Origin of the sequence: Streptomyces sp. SBT349, assembly GCF_001083795.1 — a bacterium.
Lineage (GTDB): Bacteria > Actinomycetota > Actinomycetes > Streptomycetales > Streptomycetaceae > Streptomyces.
The window spans coordinates 1-6,215 of sequence record NZ_LAVK01000408.1 but is presented as its reverse complement, the minus strand read 5'-3'; the positions used below and the strand labels follow the sequence as shown (position 1 = coordinate 6,215).

The 6,215-nt window shown below is 73.3% G+C and carries 7 protein-coding genes; 6 read left to right on the top strand and 1 reads right to left on the bottom strand.

Translation table 11 applies throughout. From position 1 onward, the window contains the following. Positions 1-46: 46 nt before the first annotated feature. Entirely contained in the window at positions 47-1,186 is a 1,140-nt protein-coding gene (locus tag ADY01_RS31435) for a hypothetical protein (protein WP_199826356.1), read from the bottom strand. 184 nt (positions 1,187-1,370) lie between these two features. On the opposite strand from ADY01_RS31435, the gene ADY01_RS31430 reads away from it, so the two are divergent. From ADY01_RS31430 to ADY01_RS31405, 6 genes are all read left to right on the top strand, one after another. Beyond that, positions 1,371-2,228 carry a Nif3-like dinuclear metal center hexameric protein gene (locus ADY01_RS31430; RefSeq protein ID WP_049580122.1) on the top strand — a complete coding sequence of 286 codons (858 nt, stop codon included), beginning with the start codon at positions 1,371-1,373 and terminating at the stop codon, positions 2,226-2,228. After that, complete coding sequence (locus ADY01_RS40045; RefSeq protein WP_049580123.1) at positions 2,225-2,968, top strand: zinc ribbon domain-containing protein; 744 nt, start codon at positions 2,225-2,227, stop codon at positions 2,966-2,968. Before ADY01_RS31430 ends, ADY01_RS40045 begins: the two co-directional genes overlap by 4 nt. A 5-nt stretch (positions 2,969-2,973) precedes the next feature. Then, a complete protein-coding gene (locus tag ADY01_RS40040; RefSeq protein ID WP_049580121.1) occupies positions 2,974-4,077 on the top strand; it encodes a bifunctional RNase H/acid phosphatase in 1,104 nt (367 codons plus the stop codon). A gap of 138 nt (positions 4,078-4,215) precedes the next feature. After that, positions 4,216-4,470, top strand: a complete 255-nt coding sequence (locus ADY01_RS31415) for a hypothetical protein (protein WP_049580120.1) — start codon at positions 4,216-4,218, stop codon at positions 4,468-4,470. Beyond that, on the top strand, positions 4,448-4,972 hold the full coding sequence (locus ADY01_RS31410; RefSeq protein WP_049580119.1) for a DUF6879 family protein: 525 nt from the start codon (positions 4,448-4,450) through the stop codon (positions 4,970-4,972). The genes ADY01_RS31415 and ADY01_RS31410 overlap by 23 nt, the downstream gene beginning before the upstream one ends. Before the next feature lie 20 nt (positions 4,973-4,992). Further along, positions 4,993-5,841: a helix-turn-helix domain-containing protein gene (locus ADY01_RS31405; protein WP_049580118.1), complete on the top strand. Its 849-nt coding sequence runs from the start codon at positions 4,993-4,995 to the stop codon at positions 5,839-5,841. Positions 5,842-6,215 lie beyond the last annotated feature (374 nt).

Genomic DNA, 6,215 nt, shown 5'->3' with positions numbered 1-6,215 from the left:
GGGTAGAGCAACGAGAAGTGGTAACGGCCGTCCGTGCGGCGGGCGATCAGCACCCGCCCGTCGGCCAGCGGCTGGAGTCTGCTCTCGGAGTCCTCCGGCTGGCGTCCGTTCCCGCCTCCGCCGGCCGCAGCGCGGGCGGCTCGGCCTGCCCCGACGCGGCGGCCTGGCGGCCCTCCGGCTCGGGAACGTTCAGCCGGGCCAGGCCGCACGGCGTCTGCGCCGACGCGTACGGCAGCAGCAGCTGCCCGTCCGCGGTCCACCGCCCCGCGCCCGCGAGCCACCCCTCGGGCACCGGCACATGCCGCACCTCCCGCTGCTGCGGCCACCACACCGCCACCCACTCCGCCTCGGGCGTGGTCATCCGCAGCGCCACCGCGCACGCCTCCGGCAGCAGCACCTGCCCCGGCTGCGCCGCGAACGGCGTCACCCGCACCCCCTCCGGGTGCAGCGCCTCGGGGAAACGGACCGGGCGATGACTGCCCAGCACCCCCCACCCGATGCGCTCGGTGCCCGGCGCGTCCGAACTCACCAGCAGCAGACCGCTGTCCGGATCGGCCAGCAGCAGCCGGTCGTTGCTGTCCTCGGAGATCCGCAGCAGCTCCGTCGGCTCCCCGCCGTGCTCCACGTCCACGGTCACGGTCCGCGTCTGCCCCGCCTCGTCCGTGCGGTCCAGGGCCAGCAGCCGTCCGTCCGTGTCCAGCCACGCCCCGCCCTCGCAGGACCCGGCCAGCACCGTGACCAGCTCGGGGCCGAACGTTCCGCCGCAGACCAGCCACAGCGCGGTGCCCGAGGGGCGGCCCGCCGTCCGGTCCTCGGCCTGCGGCGCCAGCGCGTACACCCGCGCCCCGTCCGGGGCGGGCGGCAGCAGCGTCAGCCGTTCGCTCTCCACGGCCCCCAGCGGCAGCTCGCCGGTGTCGGGGGTCGAGGGGTAGAGCAACGAGAAGTGGTAACGGCCGTCCGTGCGGCGGGCGATCAGCACCCGCCCGTCGGCCAGCGGCTGGAGTCTGCTCTCGGAGTCCTCCGGCTGGCCGCCCGGCAGCCGGACCGCGTACGGCTCCGGCCCGTCGAGCGTCCAGCGCTCGGGGCACCAGCCGCCGTCGCCGTACCCGGCGACCAGCCGGGCCGCGTAGGACCCTCCGGCCGCGATCGTCAGCGGCGCGGGCAGTAACGCCGGTCGGCCCTTCATATTCCGCTCACCTCCAGCGAGGACGCTAGGTTCGCACAGCGAGCCGGCCCAACTCGGCTTGGACGGCTTCATACATAAGGGTGACTGTTGCCGGATTCACAAGATCAACCGGGGTCCGGTGTGCTTGTCCCGCCAAGTCCGCCGGGGCACTTCCCGGGGCCGACGGGACAGGTAGCCTGGGCCCGTGCCCCTACTCTCCGACGTGATCACCGCGCTCGACACCCTATGGCCCCGCGAGCGGGCCGAGGACTGGGACGCCGTCGGCCCGGTCTGCGGTGACCCCGACGCGGAGGTGAACGGCGTGCTGTTCGCCGTCGATCCGGTGCGGGAGATCGCGGAGGAGGCCGTGGCACTCGGCGTCTCGCTCCTCGTCACGCACCACCCGCTCTATCTCCGCGGCACCACGACGGTCGCGGCCGACACGTTCAAGGGCCGGGTCGTGCACACCCTGATCAGCAACGGGATCGCCCTGCACGTCGCCCACACCAACGCCGACCGCGCCGACCCGGGCGTCTCCGACGCCCTCGCCGGCGCCCTCGGCCTGCGGGTCACGGGCCCGCTCGTCCCCGACCCGACCGACCCCGCGGGCCGCCGGGGGCTCGGCCGCCTCTGCGTCCTCGACCGGCCCCTGAGCCTGGGCGCGTTCGCCGCGCTGGCCGCGGCCCGGCTGCCCGGCACCGCCCAGGGCGTCCGCGCCGCCGGGGACCCGGACGCGCCCGTGCGCACCGTCGCGGTCTGCGGCGGCTCCGGCGACAGTCTGTTCGCCGAGGTACGCGCCGCGGGTGCCGATGCCTACCTCACCGCCGACCTGCGCCACCACCCCGCCTCGGAGGCGCGCGAGCACGCGCCGCTCGCCCTGCTCGACGCGGCGCACTGGGCCACCGAGTGGCCCTGGTGCCAGCAGGCCGCGGCCCAGCTCGACGCCGTGTCCGAACGCAACGGCTGGGGCCTGGCCACCCACGTATCCCACCGGGTCACCGACCCCTGGACCGCCCACCAGCCCTCCCCCTCTCTGCGAGTCAGCGAAGGAGCCCCCAACTGAACGCCGCGCCCGCCGATCAGATCCGACTGCTCGACGTCCAAGGTCTGGACGTCCGGCTGACCCAGCTCGCGCACCGGCGCGAGACCCTGCCCGAGCACGCCGAAGTCCGCGCGCTGGACAGCGAGATCGCCCAGCAGCGCGACCTGCTGGTGGCCGCGCGCACCGAGGAGGGCGACACCGCCCGGGAGCAGGCCAAGGCCGAGCAGGACGTCGACCAGGTCCGCCAGCGCTCCGCCCGCGACCAGCAGCGCCTCGACTCGGGCATGGTCACCAACCCCAAGGACCTGGAGTCCCTCCAGAGCGAGATCGCCTCCCTCGCCAGGCGCCAGGACGACCTGGAGACCATCGTCCTCGACATCATGGAACGGCAGGAGACCGCCGGGGCCCGCGCCAAGGAACTGGCGGCGAGCGTCGAGGAGTTGGAAGCGAAGGTCGCGGGAGCCACCGCCCGCCGCGACGCGGCGCTCACGGAGATCGAGGCGGAGTCGGACCAGGTGCGCGCCCAGCGCGCCGAGGCCGCCGCCACGATCCCGGCCGACCTGCTGAAGCTCTACGAGAAGCTGCGCGAGCAGCAGGGCGGGGTCGGAGCCGCCCGCCTCTACCAGCGGGCCTGCCAGGGCTGCCGCCTGGAGCTGAACATCACCGAGCTCAACGAGGTGCGCGCCGCCGCCCCCGACACGGTGGTGCGCTGCGAGAACTGCCGCCGCATCCTGGTCCGCACACCCCAGTCCGGGCTCTGAGCCGCGTGCGCACGTTCATCGTCGAGGCCGACGGCGGCTCCCGGGGGAACCCGGGGCCCGCCGGATACGGGGCCCTGGTCCGCGACGCGACGACCGGCGAACTGCTGGCCGAGACCGCCGAGTACATCGGCACCGCCACCAACAACGTCGCCGAGTACCGGGGGTTGATCGCCGGGCTGCGCGCGGCGTCCGCGCTCGACCCGCGCGCGGCGGTGCGGGTGCGGATGGACTCCAAGCTGGTCGTGGAGCAGATGTCGGGGCGCTGGAAGATCAAGCACCCCGACATGCGGCCCCTGGCCCTGGAGGCCCAGGGCGTCTTCCCGAGCGGCGCGGTCCGGTACGAGTGGATCCCGCGCGAGCGGAACAAGGACGCCGACCGCCTGGCCAACGAGGCGATGGACGCCGGGCGCCGCGGCGAGAAGTGGCGCCCGCGGCTGCGCGAGCCGGCGCGCGGGCCGGAGAGGCCACCCGCGGTCGGCTGGGGCCCCTCCACCGGCACCCCGACCACGTTCCTCCTGCTGCGCCACGGCGAGACGGAGCTCACGCCCCGCAAGATCTTCTCCGGCAGCGGCGGCACCGACCCCGACCTCTCGGCCACCGGCCGCGCCCAGGCCGACGCCGTGGCCGCCGCCCTCGACGGGGTCGACGCGGTGGTCAGCTCGCCCCTGGCCCGCTGCCGCCAGACCGCGGAGCCGGTCGCCGCGCGCCTGGGGCTCGACGTCCGCTACGAGGAGGGCTTCCGCGAAACGGACTTCGGCACGTTCGAGGGCCTGACGTTCGCCGAGGCCGGCGAGCGGTACCCGGACGCGATGGCCGCCTGGCTCGCCTCCCCCGAGGCCGAACCCCCGGGCGGCGGCGAGAGCTTCACGGCGGTGGCCCGCCGCGTGGCGGTGGCCCGCGACAAGACGATCGCCCGCCACCCCGGCAAGACGATCCTGGTGGTCACCCACGTCACGCCGGTCAAGACCCTGCTGCGCCTGGCCCTGGACGCCCCACCCCTGTCGATGTTCCGCATGGAGCTCTCCCCGGCCTCCCTGTCCGAGGTGGCCTACTACCCCGACGGCAACCCGAGCATCCGCCGCGTCAACGAAACGGCCCACCTGCGGTAGCGACTCCCGCTCGGGTGAATGCGTGCAAGCCCGCGCAAGCGCGTTGAACGTGACTCCTCGCCTCTTCTAGCGTGTGGGGAGAAGAAGACCGAGACGGCTCTCCAAGCCGGCGCGAGCTCCTCTACGCGAGAGGTGGCCATGGGGCTGAGGTTCATCGGCGTGGATCCGGACACCGGACAGCAGGGATCGCCAACCCTGTGGGTGGACGACACGACCGGCGAGATCGTCGTCCAGGGGTGGAAGGCGTCCGAGGAACTGGCCGCCGAGTGTGCCGCGAACCCGGCGCCGGGCCATGCCCCGGGCATCCCGCCGCACGAGGCCGTGGTGCGCATCCCGGCCCGTATGGTGCCGATGCTGAGGGAGGCATGCGATGCCGCAGAACGACTTCATTGACCTGCTCGCCAGGGCCCGGCACTCGGCGATGCACCTGGAGATGCGTGATGTCTACGACGTGGGCGACGAGACCGCCGATTACGAGCACTGGCGGCGTACGGGCGAGCGGGACACGGACCCCGAATCGGCGTACTGGGCGCCGTGGGTGCGGCTGATCGGCGCGACCACCGGCCGTGGTGTCACCGTCCGTCGCGCCCGGGTGGTCTCCGAGCCGGTGAGCGACTACATCCGGTACGAGCATGCCGGCGCCTCGGTGAACGTCGCGGCCGGAGAGCTGGTGCGCTGGCTGCCCAGGGGCAGGGCCTCCGACCTGCTCCTGCCCGGCAACGATCTGTGGGTGTTCGACGAGAGCGCCGTGTTGTTCAACCACTTCGATGGCGAGGGCAACTGGGCCACACCGAAGTGGGAGGTGCGCAGGGAAACGGGCCTCATCGCCCGGGTCCGCGCGGCTTTCGAAGCCGTGTGGGAGCGCGCCGTACCCCATGAGCGGTACGAGGTCTGACCCGGCCCGCCGGCCCGCCGATGTCCACCAACCCGTCATCCCGCGCGCGGGAAGCACGCCTCATCCTCGCCGGTCGTCTGCGTGATCTCCGCCTCGACGCGGAGATCACCGCGCGGGAACTGGCGGCCCGTTGCGGCTGGAGCGAGGCGAAGTCCTCCCGGATCGAGCACGCGAAGACACCGCCGTCCGACGCCGATATCCGCGCCTGGTGCGCCGCCTGTGGAGCGGAGGACGAGGCCGCCGAGCTCATCGCGGCCAACCGCCGGGTCGACGAGATGTACGTGCGCTGGAAGAGGCTCCACGGCCACGGCATGAGGAGGGCACAGGAGGACGTTCTGCCTCTGTACGAACGGACCAGGCACCTGCGGGTCTACGTCTCCAACGTCGTGCCGGGGGTCCTTCAGACCGAGCAGTACGCGTCCGCCCTCCTGTCGACCATCGCGCGGTTCCAGGGCACTCCCGACGACGCGCCACACGCCGCGGCGTCCCGCGTCGAGCGCTCGCGCGTCCTTTACCGCGGCCACCACACGTTCGCGTTCCTGCTGGAGGAGGCGGTGCTGCGGTACCGCATCGGGGACGCGGAGACCATGGCCGACCAGCTCGGGCACCTCTTGTCGGTGGCCGCTCTGCCGAACGTCAGCCTCGGCGTCATCCCGTTCTCAGCGCCGCGCCTGGTCTGGCCGCTGGAGGCGTTCTACCTGTTCGACGATCAGCGTGTCAGCTCCGAACTGCTGACGGCCGCGGTGAACGTGTCGGCCCCGGGCGAGATACGTGTCTACGCGCGGGCGTTCGCCAGGCTCGCCGAGATGGCGGTCCATGGCGCGGCGGCCCGCAGGCTGATCACGGAGTCGCTCTCCTCGCTGGGGTGACGCCGAGCGAACCGGTCCGCCGGCTGCCCCGGAAAGGACGCACCGGGCCGATGACGATCTACGGGCCTGGGCACTGAACCGCGGTACGGCGTAGGCGCGTTGACACGGCGGCGATGACGCGCTCGGGTGAGCCTGCGCAAGTCCACGCAAGCACATGGAGCATGCCTTCCCGCCTTTCCTAGCGTGCTGGGGAAAGGAGGTGTTCCGAATGCCCGTTGACACGTTCGAAACGCGTGTTCCAGACCCGACAGGCTGGCGGGGAATTCCGTTTGTGGTGCCTGTTCAGGCGGCGGACGGCGGAAAGCACGACGGGGGCCCGATGCCCCCCGAGGCCCCCCGCGGCCCCCCGCCCAGCGGCGGGGGCCCGTCTCCTT